Consider the following 13,767-nt stretch of genomic DNA (forward strand, 5'->3'; position numbering starts at 1 on the left):
GGAGGCGCTATATGACAGGACAACGCATCGGGATCATCGACATCGGCTCCAACTCGGTCAGGCTGGTCGTTTACGAGGAAACGCCGAACGGCGCCCACCGGGTAGCGGACAGCAGCAAACGGCCCGCGCGCCTCAGCGAACGGATCGATGAGGACGGCCGCCTGACGGATGCGGCTATAGACGAGCTCATCGACACGCTGCACCACTTCGCCCTCATATGCGGGCATAACCATACAAGCAGAATACGCGCGGTGGCGACAGCCGCCATCCGCAACGCCGCGAACCGGGCATCCATCCTGGAGCGGATCAGAGCGGCCACGGGGCTTGAAATCGAGCTGCTTTCGGGTGAAGAGGAAGCGACCTACGGCTTTCTCGGCATGATTAATTCCCTGCAGATCAGGGATGGTTTCCTCATCGACATCGGCGGCGGCAGCACCGAATTGTCGCTGTTCCGGAACCGTGCGCTTGTGCGAAGCGTTTCCTTCCCGTTCGGCTGCGTCAGCCTGAACAAGAGGTTCGCCTCGAAGGGCATGCTGACCGACGACGGGCTGAGGCCGCTGGAAGCGCTCGTAGCCGACGCGCTGCGCAAGGAAAGCTGGGTATTCGAGACACCGGGGCTGCCGCTCGTCGGCGTCGGCGGAACGGTCCGGGCTCTTGGCCGGATGCATCAGGCCGCCCGCAAATATCCGTTCCCGCAAACCCATAATTACCCGATTGTCGGGGAGCAGCTGGATGAGCTGTTTGACCAAATGCGCAAGCTCCCGCTCGACAAGAGGCGCAAATTGCCGGGCTTGTCCAAGGACCGCGCAGACGTCATCGTTCCGGGCGCAGCCATTCTGCGCGTCGTATACCGGGCCGCCAGAGCCGCTCATTACCGCATATGCGGCGCGGGCCTGAGGGACGGCTTGTTCCACGCGACGAAATTTCCGGACCGGCCCAAGCTGGGCAACGTGCTCGAATACAGCATAAACAACCTGGCCGCCCTGCATCCCGCAGCGCCAAGGCCTCACGTGCAGCAAGTCAGCCGGCTTGCGCTAGAGCTGTACGACGTGCTGAACAGCTCCAGCAAGATGCCGCCTCAGACGAGGGTGCTGCTGCAAACGGCGTCGCAGCTGTTCCGGATCGGGGCTTCGATCGATTATTACGAATACGCCAGACATTCCTTTTACCTGATCATCCATTCGCATTTGAACGGCTTAACCCACCGCGAGATCATCATGACGGCGGCCATCGCCTCCTATAGAAGCAAAAGCAAAACGCGCCGGCAGCTGTCCGAATACAAGGAGCTGCTGAACGATTCGGATCTCGAGGTAATCTATAAGCTCGGAATTCTTCTTCAGCTGTCGGCCGCTCTGGACCGGACGGAAACGCAAGCGATCGGCCAATTTAACGCACAGCTGAACGGAGCGCAGCTGATGCTGCGCCCCGTTCACCCCCGCGGTACGCTGGCGGTCGAAAGCAGAGAGGTCGAAGAGCTGAGTCACGAATTCAAGAAGCTTTGGGGTGCAGCGCCGCTTCTGGAGGCCGCAGCTAAGCAAGACCTTTCCACAAGGAGATAGCCTTCGCCTCGAATTGGCTGCGGAGCGGCTTGCCGTTCTCTTGCGAGACATGAACATACGCTCCGCTAGGCTGCAGCTCGCGCGCTTTCACGTTGTCGTTAATGTTGAGTTCAAGCATTCTGATCAGAATCTGCCTCAGCGCCGGGTCGAACACCGGGCACATCAGCTCGATCCGGCGGGTCAGATTGCGTGTCATCCAGTCTGCACTGGATAAATACACTTCCTCCTCGCCCCCGTTATAGAAGTACATAATCCGCGAATGCTCGAGAAAACGGTCCACGATGCTGATTACCTTAATGTTCTCGCTGCGCCCGGGGACGCCCGGTCTCAGACAGCAAACCCCGCGGACGATCAGTACGATTTTGACCCCTGCCTGCGAGGCTTCGTACAGCTTATCGATCATCTCCTGATTGGAGAGAGAATTCATTTTCGCTATAACCTTTGCCGGTTTGCCGGCCAATGCGTTCTCGCGCTCGCGGTCGATCAGCCTGTACAGCTTTTCCTTCAGATCCGTCGGCGCGACGCCGAAAGCCTTCCACTCGTAAGGGGAAGAATAACCGGTTACCTCGTTGAACAGGGCCGACGCATCCCCTCCGATAATCGGATGGGAGGTGAACAAGCCGATGTCCGTGTACAGTGTTGCCGTATTATCATTATAGTTGCCGGTGCCGACATGCACGTACCGGCGCAATGTCCCCTGCTCTCTCCTTACGACCAGCAAAATTTTCGCATGTGTTTTTAGTCCGACCAAGCCGTATACGACGTGGCAGCCGGACTTCTCCAGCTGGCGCGCCCAAGCGATGTTGCGCTCCTCGTCGAATCTCGCCTTCAGCTCGACGACGACGGTAACCTGCTTGCCGGACTCCGCGGCTTTGCCCAGCGCCTGAACGAGCGCCGATTGTCCGCTTACCCGGTACAGCGTCATTTTGATCGCCAGCACGTCCGGATCATACGCAGCCTGGGTCACGAAATCGTTCACGGCGGCAAAAGACTCGTAAGGATGATACATGAGCACGTCCCGCTCGCGGATCACCTCGAACATGTCGTCGGTATCGTCGAATTCGCGCGGGTAAACCGGCTCCATCCTCTCGTAGCGCAAATGGTCGTAGCCTGGAAGGGCGTTCACAAATTTCATGAGGAAGCTCAGGTCGAGCGGTCCGTCGATTTCGAATAAATTATCTTCGATTTCGAGCTCCTCCATCAGCATTTCAAGCGCATACGGATGCATTCCTTTGGCCACCTCGAGCCTTACCGGAATGCCCCAGCGCCGCCGGCGGAGCTCCTTCTCGATCTCCTCCAGCAAATCCTCCGCGTCCTCTTCGTTCAAATTAATATCCGAGTTGCGGGTAATTCGGAACGGGCTGACGGAAAAGGGAATATAACCGTTGAACAACGTATCGATAAACTTCTCGATCAAGTCCTCCAGCAGCACAAACTCGGTTTTTTTGCTGTTTGTCCTGCCGGGCACCGGAACGAAACGAGGCAAAATCGAAGGAACCTGCACGATAGCGAAATAAGGCTCCTCCTCCTCGGGATCTCCGTCTTGCCTTAATAATACGGATAAATACAATTCCTTCGTATGCACGAGCGGAAACGGCCTGCTTTGATCAACAGCCATCGGAGTCAGAACCGGAAATACAATTTCGTGAAAATAATCGGATACGGCCTTCGTTTGCGTAAGGTTAAGCTCATCGATCGAACGGATGAAGATGCCTTCGCGGCTTAAGCAGCGGAATACTTCCCGGTAGGTACGGTACTGGTCGTGAACCATCTGATTCGTACGCTTGATCAGCCGCTTCCATAGTCCTTGCGCCGTATAACCGGTAAAATCCATCTTCGTGAGCCCGGCCCTCATCTGCATTTGGATGCCGGCGACCCTGACGCTTATAAACTCATCCAAATTGCTGGTGACGATAGCCAAAAATTTCGTTCTTTCAAGCAGTGGGTTGTTCATGTCCTGCGCTTCCTGAAGCACTCTCCGATTAAATTCGATCCAACTTAAATCCCGGTTTACATAGTTGGACAGCTGTTTCGTCATTTCTCATGCCTCCTGAAAATTTTGCATGCTTCTTCTTCATGCATAGGCGAGCGTCCGAACCTAAAGCATCTGCGTACCCGGTAAGCCATAAGCCCGCTATTTCGATATGTATGGTGCAGGGTCACCGCTAATGCCATTATGGAGCATGACTATTATTTCAATGTTAACCTTTTGTAAAAGCCGCGTAAATATTAGTAACGACCGATTCGGAAATGACCGTCGCGGATCCTTTTTTCGATCCAATTCAGCATGATCCGGCGGTAAAAGAGGCGCGTAGCTGGAAACAGCAGGGTAATGCCAAGCAAATCGGAGAAAAAACCGGGAAGCAGCAGAAGAAGTCCTCCCGCCGCAACGCATAGGCCGTCCAGCAGCGACTGGCCCGGAATTTGTCCGTTCTGAAGCTGCTTTTGTGCCTCGCCCCAAACCTTGCGGCCTTCGGCCAACGATAAGAACGCGCCGGCAAGCCCCATGACGATCAGGATCAGAAAAGTTGTCCAGCCGCCAAGCCAATCCGCAGCCTGCAAAATGCCCCACAGCTCAATAAAGGGAAATGCGATTATGACGGCAAGCAGCCACTTGTTCATTGCGGTATCCTCCCATGCGCAAGCATAAGCTCGTATAATTCCGGCAGCGCCTTGTTCAGTCTGACCGGCTGCCACTCCTTGCCCACCCACACATGCTTTGTGCCTCCTTCGACTAACAGCTCGCCGGGAAGCTGTTCATCCGGGGCCAGCCTTCTCCCGCAAAAATCGGGCATCTCCACTCTTCTGATCTGCGATTCGAACGTTACCCGGATCGGCGAGAAATCCGCAATTCGCGTACAGACGATAACCGTATCGTCATAACGGGCAGGAAGCACATACCGGCAATTCAAATCGACGACCGGAAGCAGCAGCCCATGCCGCTCAATCGTTTTGTAATCGAAGCCTGCGTCTCTAATCCACTCCGTGCGTCCGATCTCAAACCAGGTGAGGTAATTGCCGTGAAAGACAACGCCCATCTGGTCCGTCTCCTGATAACGAACGCGAAGCGGATGCAAAAACCAGCTTGATGCCGAGCCCATTTTTTCGCACCTCCTTCAAGTGATAAACCGGTTCATTTATAGCGGTGTGAAGTTTACTTATTCTTATTATTTTAAGAAAAAGCGACGGTGAGTTCACCATCGCTTCCTTCTTGTTCATCTATGTTCAGTTAGCTTGCGTATCAAATTAAAGAACCTTCGATTGGCCGTGGTAGATGACGCCGGTTTCGCCGTAAACGGTCACTTCCATGCCGTCCTTAAGCAAATCGGTCGCTCCAGCAACGCTTAGAATAACCGGAATGCCCAGGTTAATGCCGACTACGGCCGCATGGCTTGTAATGCCGCCTTGCTCCGTAATAACAGCCGCCGCTTTCTCGAATGCAGGCATATATTCCTTGTCGGTTGCAATCGTCACAAGAATGGAGCCTTGCTCCGTCTTTGCGATAGCTTCTTCAGGCGTGCGCGCTACAACGATTTTGCCGGTTGCCGTCTGACTGCCGATGCCTTGGCCATGCGCCAGAAGCTCGCCGATGTGGTGGATCTTGATCAGGTTCGTGCTGCCTGCTCGTCCGACAGGAACGCCCGCCGTAATAACAACCGTGTCGCCAAGGCTCAGGAAGCCTGTGCTCATGCCGCCTTTAACCGCATTTTCGAACATTTCGTCCGTCGTTTGCGCGTCGGGTCCGAGCACTGCGAATACGCCCCAGATCAACGAAAGGCGGCGAAGCACCTTCTCATCCGTCGTAACGGCGATAATCGGGGATTTAGGCCGGTATTTCGATACCATACGGGCGGTAAAGCCGCTTTGTGTAGAAGTAATAATCGCCTTCGCGCGAAGATCCAGCGCGGAATTGGCAACCGCTTGGCTGATCGCTTCCGTTACGCTCGTTTGCTGGGCGTCTGCCTGTTTCTTGAAAATTTCGCGGTATTCAAGCGCGTTCTCAGCACGCTCGGCGATCCGGGCCATCGTTTGCACCGATTCCACCGGGTAACGTCCTGCAGCCGTTTCGCCGGAAAGCATAATCGCATCGGTACCGTCGAAGATCGCGTTCGCAACGTCGCTCGCTTCCGCACGCGTCGGACGAGGGTTGCGCTGCATGGAATCCAGCATTTGCGTAGCCGTAATAACCGGCTTGCCCACGCGGTTGCCTTTCTTGATCATGTTCTTTTGAACGAGCGGTACTTCTTCCGCCGGAATTTCGACGCCAAGGTCGCCGCGGGCTACCATCAGGCCGTCCGAAACCTCGAGAATTTCGTCCAGGTTGTCTACGCCTTCCTGGTTCTCGATTTTCGAAATGATCTGGATATGACCCGCATTGTGGCGCTCGAGCAGCTCGCGGATTTCCAACACGTCGCTGGCTTTACGCACGAAGGAAGCGGCAATGAAGTCGATGCCTTGCTCGATGCCGAAAATAATATCGTTCGCATCCTTCTCGGTGATGCCCGGAAGCGAAATCTTCACGCCGGGAACGTTAACGCCTTTTTTGCTTTTGATCGGGCCGCTATTTACGATCCGGCAAATGATTTCCGTACCTTTAACCTCTTCCACGGTCAGGCCGATCAAGCCGTCGTCGATCAAAATGGTGGAGCCTACGCTCACATCGTTCGGCAGGTTGTCGTATGTAATCGGAACGCGATTACGGTCGCCCAAAATTTCTTCTGTCGTTAGAGTGATGGTCTCGCCTTGGTTCAGCTCGATCGGCTCTTCCTTCAGCTTGCCCAGACGGATTTCAGGACCTTTAGTGTCAAGCAGAATAGCGACCGAAGTCCCAAGCTCGGCGTTCGCCAGACGGATGTTCTTGATCCGGTTGCCGTGCTCTTCGAAATCGCCATGTGAAAAGTTCAAGCGGGCAACGTTCATGCCTGCTTTGATCAGTTTTTTTGTGTTTTCAAGTGATTCGCTGGATGGTCCGATTGTACAAACGATTTTTGTTTTGCGCATGTTCTTTTTTTCCTCCGTAAATTGCCTGATATTCTTTTATATACTGACACGATGCTTCCCTGCACGGAGCAGCGAAGCATCGATTGTACACCTTATTACTGAACGGTCGGAGCCGCTTCCGGCGCCGTTTCCTTAGGAGCGCCTCCGCTTAAGCTTTGCGCCGCAGGAGATACGCCTGCCTGCTTACTGCCGGCTGCTTCTACTCGCTGCTCAGGAATGCGGTATTGTCCGACCTTCCGGAACTTATTGTAGCGGTCCTCGATCAGCTGCTCCCCGGTAAGCGGCAGCAGCTCCTCAAGATGCTTCCACAGCTTATCCTTAATTTGAGCGGCCTGGAACTCCAAATCCTTGTGCGCCCCGCCCTGCGGCTCGGCGATAATATCCTCAATCACTCCGAATTCGAGCAAATCCTTGGCCGTAATCTTCATCGCTTCCGCAGCCTGGTCCGCCCTGGAAGCATCCTTCCACAGAATAGATGCCGCACCGTTAGGCGAGATCGCGCTGTAAATGGCATTTTCCAGCATAAGCACCCGGTTCCCGACTCCTAACGCAAGCGCGCCGCCGCTGCCGCCTTCGCCGATGACGACGCAGACGATAGGCACGCCGAAGCCGGCCATTTCCCGCAGGTTGCGGGCAATCGCTTCCGATTGTCCCCGCTCCTCGGCGGTTTTGCCCGGGTAAGCGCCTTTCGTATCGATAAACGTAATAATCGGACGCTTAAATTTGTTCGCCTGCTCCATCAGCCGAAGCGCTTTGCGGAAGCCCTCAGGATGGGGACTGCCAAAAAATCTGGCGATATTGTCACGCGTATCCTTGCCCCGCTGATGCCCGATGACCGTAACCGGTACACCGTTCAGCTTCGCAAGCCCGCCGACGATCGCAAGATCGTCCGCGAACAGGCGGTCGCCGTGCAGCTCAATAAAATCGGTAAACACCGCCTGGATGAAATCCAGCGATGTCGGCCGCTGATGATGGCGGGCCATATGCATCTTCTGGGCGGGAGTCAGCTCGCTGTACAGTTCTTCTTCAAGCTGCTTGCATCTCGACTCGAGACGTGCGATCTCCTCGGAAAAGTCGATGCCCTTCTCGACGCTCAAGCTTTTCAGTTCGATAATCTTTTGCCGAAAATCGTTCAGCGGTTTCTCAAAAGGCAGCTCACCCGCCATAGGATGTTCCCTCCCTTGCGACATGCATGTCGAGCAGCTTCGTTAACGTAGCTTTCATGTCCTTCCGGTGCACGACCTTATCCAGCTGACCGTGCTGCAGATTGAACTCCGCCGTCTGGAAATCGTCAGGCAGCTTCTGGCGGATCGTCTGCTCGATGACGATTCGGCCTGCAAAGCCGATTAGCGCCCCCGGCTCGGCCAAATTGTAATCGCCAAGGCTCGCGAAGCTGGCGGAAACCCCGCCTGTAGTCGGATCCGTGAACACGGAAATGAACAGACCGCCGTCGCCCTGGAATTTAGACAGCGCAGCGCTTGTTTTGGCCATTTGCATCAGGCTCAAAATGCTCTCCTGCATCCGGGCGCCGCCCGACGTAGAGAAAATAAGAAGCGGCAGCCGCTTGGCATGGGCCGCTTCGATTGCTCTAGTAATCTTCTCCCCAACGACCGATCCCATACTTCCCGTGAAGAAATCGAAGCTCATTACAGCTGCTACAACTGGAAAACCGCCGATCGTGCCTTCTCCCGTTACGACAGCCTCGCGCAGACCCGATTTGCTCTTCTGCTGCTCGAGCTTGCTCGCATAACCGGGAAACGCAAGAGGATCGACGGATTCCATGTCCGCATCATACTCGAGCAGATGCCCCTCATCTAGCGTAATTCCGATTCTCTCCCAGGCGGTTAACCGAAAATGGTGGCCGCAAGAGGAACAAACCTTCAAATTTTTCTCCAATTCCTTGCTGTACTGAATCGTGCCGCATTTCGAGCACTTATTCATAAGCCCTTCCGGAATATCCCGCTTTCGCGGCTCAGAAGGTATCGTCGCATATTTCTTCTTCGTAAATAAGTCCTTTATTTGCACGTGTGACACCTCTCAAGGCGCAATAGTATTGAGCGGTCTGCCGTTAAGGCCGCATGATGGAGTTGAACACTTCCTGCACTTCCTCCAGTTCGCCGGACGGGACCAGAATCTCATATTGCTGTTTGGACAGATTGACAGAGCGGACCTTCACCAGAAAACCTTCCTCCGTAAGCCGCTTCTTGATGTTATCTGCGATTTTTGCTGTTGGTGCGATATAAATGACCGTCCACATCATGGTACCTCCTGAAAACTTTGCTACCGCAAAGTTCACTTACTATGCATAGCTATTTTCCGGTAACTGGCCATATGATGTCATAATGATACCATAGTCATGGCGAATCCGGCAAATCATATCGGATCGCTTTCGGGTCCTGATGCGCGATGCGGGCGGATGCGGCGGCGGCCAAACCTGCAACCAAATCGTCCAAAAACACATGTATCCGTTCGCCTTTCAAATTCAGCTGACGAATAATGCCGGGTTTAACTTTATCCAAATATCCAAAGCTCGTCAATCCGATCATGCCATAAACGTTCGTGATGCCGAGCGCCAGCGTTTCATCCACGCCGTACAGCGATTCGTCGGTTTCCATAATCGCCTGAAGCGGCTCCGGCAGCAGCCTGCGTTCGGCCAGTTCGTCCAGCGCGATTCCGGTAAACATGACATACTGCACCTCGCGTTTAGCCAGCACGGCCCTGACGCTTTCCTCGCATTGCTCCATCGTCAAATCGGCGTTGTACGGCCGCTGCAGCGTGTATACGATTTCCGTGACGTCGCCGACCGAAACCCCGCGTTTCAAAAGCCACTTTTCGATTCCCGTCATGAGGCTCATCCCTCCCGCATCTGCTTGTACATATCCCTTGGAAACATAAGCGTAGAGAAATTAAAGGCCGACCCCTAACCGCTGGCGAAAGCTCCGCGACTGTCATGGCCATCTCCGCTTGTATCTCTAAACATATGCAGGTACGAGCCTTGACGTGCATAGGAAATGCTCGGGTGCGCGAGTTTTTTGGGGATATAGGAAAGTATAAGTTTCATTCCTATACAACTGCTGCCTATATCTCACCGCGATACGTGCGCAAAGATGCAGCCAACGGTTCGTGCGCAGCAACAGCCGTTTACGCTTGACGGTTTTCGTTATTTCACGACGATCGTGCCCGCCCCGAGCAGCTCTTCGATGGAGGAGATCAGCCGGGGCGACGGTTTGACGCGATAGCTGTCGCTGAGCGCAATCGATTTTTGCCCCTGCTCGTAGAACAATACCGTGCCGAGCTGGCCCGCATGAGCGGACAAAATCTCCTTCAGCCGCGCCAGCACGGCCGGCTGCTCGTTTTGGGCGATAATCTTGATATAGACCCGCTGGGGCTTGCGTTCGGCGGCAGGCACAGCACTTGTCTGCGGCGGCGCGGCTTGCCGCCGGGCTCCTTCTGCCTGCGCCGCCGGCCGGACGGGAGGCGCCGCATTCGCGCTTTGGCCTCCGATGCGCGCGGAGCGCGACCGCGCCTGCTTCTGCAGACGAAGCACCTGCTGCTCCAAATCTGCACGTTCCTCTCCCAGCGGCACAACATCCTCGACGATCAGCTTGAAATCGTCATCCTGCTGCTGGACGACAGCCTGGATAATTGCCAAACCGCCCTTTTCCAGCCTGTTTCCGACACGCTTCCATACCGCAGGAAACACGACGCCCTCCACCCGCATGATGCGGTCCTCGACTTCAAGAAAGCCCATCGCATGGCCCTTCTTGTTCGTAAACGGCTTTAAGGAAACGACCATGACGCTCAGGATGGCGATCGTTCCTTCAGGCGCATCGCTTAAATCGACCAGCCGGTCGAGGCCGAGTCCCTCCAGCTGAAGCTGCGCGTCATCCAGAGGATGGCCGGACAAATACAGGCCGAGCAGCTCCCGCTCGAAATCCAGCTGCTGCGCCCCGGTGTAAGGACGGATGTCAGGAAGCTCTACGTCCCAATTTTGCACCTCGTCGAAGCCGAACAGCTCGATTTGCAGCTCCTCTCGTTCCTTGCGCCACTTGACGGCCGCCTCGACCGTCTCCTCGAGCGCTGCAAGCAGCTGCGCCCGGTGGCCGGGCAGCGAATCGAGAGCTCCTGCCTGAATCAGCGATTCGAGCACCCGCTTGTTGACTACCCGAAGGTCCGCGCGCCGGCACAAATCGAGCAGGCTATCGAATGGCCGTTCCTCCCGCTCCTTCAATATCGCTTCTATCGCCTGCGTGCCGACGTTTTTGACGGCGGCAAGGCCGAAGCGGACCGCATGGCCGGAGGGCGAGAATGAAACTCCGCTTTCGTTGATGTCCGGCGGCAGCACTTCGATTCCCATTCGTCTGCATTCGTCGACGTATTCGGCCGTTTTGCGTTGGTTGCCCGTAACGGATGCCAGCATGGAGGCCATGAAGGCAACCGGGTAGTGGGCTTTCAGCCATGCGGTCTGAAAGGCAAGCACTCCGTATGCCGCAGCATGCGCACGCGGAAAACCGTAATCGGCGAACCGTACGATCATGTCGTATACAGCGTTCGCTTCCTCCTCCGTATAGCCCTGCTTCAAGCTTCCCTTCACGAAATGGCCCCGCTCCTCGTCCAGCACCTCGCGTTTTTTCTTGGAGACGGCTCTGCGCAGCAGATCCGCTTCGCCGAGCGAGAAACCCGCCATCAGGGAAGCGATTTGCATAATTTGCTCCTGATAGACGATAATGCCGTACGTATCGGCAAGAATCGGCTTCAGGGAAGGATGCGGGTATTCCACCGCAATCTGGCCGTGCTTGCCCTGAATGTATTTCGGAATAAACTCCATCGGTCCCGGGCGGTACAAAGCCAGCACCGAGACGATATCCTCAAAGCCGGTCGGCTTCATATCCTTCAGCACGCGCCGGAAGCCGGAAGACTCCAGCTGGAAGATGCCTGTCGTATCTCCCCTTCCGAGCATCGCATAGGTTTGCGGATCGTCGTCGCTCACATGGCGGAAATCGATTTCTTTGTGCTCATGCTCCTTGATCCAGTTCAGCGTCCTCTCCAGGATGGACAGCGTACGAAGCCCGAGAAAATCCATCTTGAGCAGCCCGATCGCTTCCAGATGCTCCATCGAATACTGCGTAAGCGGGATGCGCTCGCTTCCCGTCTGGAGCGGTGCGTAATGCGTCAGCGGCTCCTGCGAAATGACGACCCCGGCCGCATGCGTCGACGCATGGCGGGGCATCCCCTCCAACTTCATCGCCATCGCGAGCATCGCAGCCGTCTTCGGCTGGCGCTCGGCGGCGTCGCGAAGCTCCGAGCTCGTGCGGAGTGCCTCGGAAAGCGTGATGCCGAGCTGGTTCGGGATAAGCTTGGCCGCCCGGTCCGTCTCCTGAAAGGGAACGTTCATCGCCCGTCCTACGTCCCGGACCGCCGCTTTCGCCGCCATCGTGCCGAACGTAATGATCTGGGCGACGTGCTCCTCGCCGTATTTGGCCGCCACATAAGCAATAACTTCGTCGCGGCGCTCGTCGTTAAAATCGATGTCGATATCGGGCATCGTAATCCGCTCCGGATTCAAAAAACGCTCGAACAGCAGCTTATATTTCAACGGATCCACGTCCGTAATGCGCAGCGTATAAGCGACAAGGCTGCCCGCGGACGAGCCCCTTCCCGGACCGGTGCGAATTCCACGCTCATGGGCGAACCGTATGAAATCCCATACGATCAGAAAATAATCGCTGAAGCCCATGCTGTCGATGACGGAAAGCTCGTAGGTCAGCCGGCGCTCCGCAGCCCCTCGAAACTCCTCGTCGGCAGCCCATTCCGGCAGCCCCGCATATCTGGCCATCAGGCCGTCCCGGCATAGGGCTGCCAAATAATCGGAGGAGCTCATGTCTTCCGGCACGGGACGGAAAACCGGCAGCGCGGCGCGGCCGAGCGTCAGATCCAGCTCGCATTTGCCGGCGATCTCCAGCGTATGGGCAATCGCCTCGGGCACATGCCTGTACAGCAGCGACATTTCTTCCGCGCTTTTCATATACAGCTGATTGGTCGGCATTCTCAGGCGATCGGCGTCGTCGACCGTTTTGCCCGTTCCGATGCACAGCAGCACGTCCTGCACCTCGGCGTCCTCCGGCCTCAAATAATGGACGTCATTGGTTGCGGCCAGCTTGATGCCCGTTTCGCGCGAAAGGGCGATCATTGCAGCCGACACCTTCTTCTGCTCGAGCATGCCGTGGTCCTGAAGCTCCAAATAAAAATCATCGCCGAAAATATCCCGGTAACGCAAAGCTGCGCTCTTTGCCTCCTCGGGCCTGTCGTGCAGCAGATGCTGTGAAATTTCCCCGCCGAGGCAGGCGCTCAGGCAGATGAGTCCTTCCGCATAGGTGCGAAGCGCCTCGGGGTCGATTCTCGGCTTATAATGAAATCCTTCCAAGTGTCCGATCGAGCAAAGCTTCATCAAATTGCGGTAGCCCGTCTCGTTCTTGGCGAGGACAATCAGATGGTAAATCGGCTGATCCTTGCGGGCGCCCTTCTCAAAGCGCGAGCCCGCCGTCATATAAAGCTCGCAGCCGATGATCGGCTTAATGCCCGCGGCAAGGCACGCGCGGTAAAAAGGAATCGCCCCGTACATGACGCCGTGATCGGTCAAAGCAAGCGCCTTCATGCCGAGCTCCGCCGCCCTTGCCGTCAGGTCGCGGATTCTGGCGGCGCCGTCAAGGAGACTGTATTCGCTGTGAACGTGCAAATGCACGAATGACTGTTGGTTCGTACCGCTCATGACTAACGTTCCTTTCCGCAGCTTCCGAAATTTAGTTCCCTCTATTTTATCATAATAGAGGCGGACACGCCCATAGAATGGTAGCAGGCTGTACATTTAGGAGGTCTTCCCATGAGCTATTTTTTATCGAAAGCCGGCCTTGATTTTTTTATCGCGTTTGGCGTCATTATCGGCGGGTCCATGCTTGCCGGCGTCGGCTCGGTATTTATGCTGCTTCCTCCGGCGACGACGATGGTCGATACGGCCGCCAGGCTGAAAATCTGGGCGATCGTCGCAGCGATCGGCGGATCGATCGACCCCGTCCGGGTCATTGAAAGCAACATTACCCAAGGCCACCTGTCGCCCGCGGCCCAGCAAATCTGTTTTATTCTGATGGCCTTCCTCGGCGCGCATACCGGCACGGAGCTGGTACGCCTGATTTGCAAGGGAGCTGCGTGA

At 55.8% G+C, this 13,767-nt stretch carries 11 protein-coding genes; 2 read left to right on the forward strand and 9 right to left on the reverse strand.

What is annotated here, in order from left to right; genetic code table 11:
- Positions 1 to 11 precede the first annotated feature (11 nt).
- Positions 12 to 1,559: a Ppx/GppA phosphatase family protein gene (locus KP806_RS09805; protein WP_224723401.1), complete on the forward strand. Its 1,548-nt coding sequence runs from the start codon at positions 12 to 14 to the stop codon at positions 1,557 to 1,559.
- On the opposite strand, the gene ppk1 is transcribed toward KP806_RS09805, so the two are convergent.
- The 9 genes from ppk1 to KP806_RS09850 form a co-directional block, all read right to left on the reverse strand.
- Positions 1,531 to 3,597 carry a polyphosphate kinase 1 gene (gene ppk1 / locus KP806_RS09810; protein ID WP_224723402.1) on the reverse strand — a complete coding sequence of 689 codons (2,067 nt, stop codon included), beginning with the start codon at positions 3,595 to 3,597 and terminating at the stop codon, positions 1,531 to 1,533. The two genes, KP806_RS09805 and ppk1, sit on opposite strands and share 29 nt — an antisense overlap.
- Positions 3,598 to 3,788: 191 nt before the next feature.
- Positions 3,789 to 4,181 carry an FxsA family protein gene (locus KP806_RS09815; protein ID WP_224723403.1) on the reverse strand — a complete coding sequence of 131 codons (393 nt, stop codon included), beginning with the start codon at positions 4,179 to 4,181 and terminating at the stop codon, positions 3,789 to 3,791.
- Positions 4,178 to 4,660, reverse strand: a complete 483-nt coding sequence (locus KP806_RS09820) for an acyl-CoA thioesterase (protein WP_224723404.1) — start codon at positions 4,658 to 4,660, stop codon at positions 4,178 to 4,180. The genes KP806_RS09815 and KP806_RS09820 overlap by 4 nt, the downstream gene beginning before the upstream one ends.
- 145 nt (positions 4,661 to 4,805) lie before the next feature.
- Positions 4,806 to 6,560, reverse strand: a complete 1,755-nt coding sequence (gene pyk, locus KP806_RS09825) for a pyruvate kinase (RefSeq protein ID WP_224723405.1) — start codon at positions 6,558 to 6,560, stop codon at positions 4,806 to 4,808.
- 95 nt (positions 6,561 to 6,655) lie between these two features.
- Complete coding sequence (locus tag KP806_RS09830; protein ID WP_224723406.1) at positions 6,656 to 7,726, reverse strand: acetyl-CoA carboxylase carboxyltransferase subunit alpha; 1,071 nt, start codon at positions 7,724 to 7,726, stop codon at positions 6,656 to 6,658.
- Positions 7,716 to 8,585 (reverse strand): acetyl-CoA carboxylase, carboxyltransferase subunit beta, encoded by an 870-nt coding sequence (gene accD, locus KP806_RS09835; RefSeq protein WP_224723407.1) that lies wholly within the window; start codon positions 8,583 to 8,585, stop codon positions 7,716 to 7,718. The genes KP806_RS09830 and accD overlap by 11 nt, the downstream gene beginning before the upstream one ends.
- A gap of 43 nt (positions 8,586 to 8,628) precedes the next feature.
- On the reverse strand, positions 8,629 to 8,817 hold the full coding sequence (locus tag KP806_RS09840; protein WP_224723408.1) for a glutamate decarboxylase: 189 nt from the start codon (positions 8,815 to 8,817) through the stop codon (positions 8,629 to 8,631).
- A 97-nt stretch (positions 8,818 to 8,914) separates the two neighbouring features.
- The gene (locus tag KP806_RS09845) at positions 8,915 to 9,406 is read right to left on the reverse strand and encodes a phosphatidylglycerophosphatase A family protein (protein ID WP_397376375.1); all 492 of its coding nucleotides are present in this window, start codon (positions 9,404 to 9,406) and stop codon (positions 8,915 to 8,917) included.
- A 314-nt stretch (positions 9,407 to 9,720) separates the two neighbouring features.
- Positions 9,721 to 13,329, reverse strand: a complete 3,609-nt coding sequence (locus KP806_RS09850) for a DNA polymerase III subunit alpha (RefSeq protein WP_224723410.1) — start codon at positions 13,327 to 13,329, stop codon at positions 9,721 to 9,723.
- Positions 13,330 to 13,440: 111 nt separating this feature from the next.
- On the opposite strand from KP806_RS09850, the gene KP806_RS09855 reads away from it, so the two are divergent.
- Positions 13,441 to 13,767 carry a YtrH family sporulation protein gene (locus KP806_RS09855; RefSeq protein ID WP_224723411.1) on the forward strand — a complete coding sequence of 109 codons (327 nt, stop codon included), beginning with the start codon at positions 13,441 to 13,443 and terminating at the stop codon, positions 13,765 to 13,767.

The organism is Paenibacillus vietnamensis, assembly GCF_020169515.1.
Classification (GTDB): Bacteria; Bacillota; Bacilli; order Paenibacillales; family Paenibacillaceae; genus Pristimantibacillus; species Pristimantibacillus vietnamensis.